The organism is Paraburkholderia sp. BR10937 (assembly GCF_040965695.1).
Lineage (GTDB): Bacteria > Pseudomonadota > Gammaproteobacteria > Burkholderiales > Burkholderiaceae > Paraburkholderia.
The window spans coordinates 1-304 of record NZ_JBFRCL010000190.1 but is presented as its reverse complement, the minus strand read 5'-3'; the positions used below and the strand labels follow the sequence as shown (position 1 = coordinate 304).

The window sequence follows — 304 nt, the reverse complement described above, 5'->3', positions numbered from 1 at the left end:
AGGCATCCTGCTCGCTGGGCGCCGCCAGCGTCACCACGCGCTCGGCTTCGCCACTGCGCGCAAACGCGGTGACGCATTTCCAGTTACGGGCATCGACGCGCATGCAGAACGCAATGTCACGCTGCACGAGCGCAGCCACCATCGTGTTGCCGATGTAGCCGCGATCGAGCAGCAGCAGATCGCTACGCGGCTGCAGTGCGTGCAGCGCCTCGAACAGCATCTGCCGCTCAGCACCGTCGGCGGGATGAAGCGCGGCGTGCAGGGTCAGTTCGGCCCCCGGCAGGAACAGCGCAAACGCGTAGTG

Annotated in this window: 1 protein-coding gene; it reads right to left on the bottom strand. The window is 66.8% G+C overall.

The window, feature by feature from the left end:
* Positions 1-304, bottom strand: a 304-nt coding sequence (locus tag AB4Y44_RS42590) for a transposase (RefSeq protein WP_368702837.1), incomplete at both ends; no start/stop codon positions are given.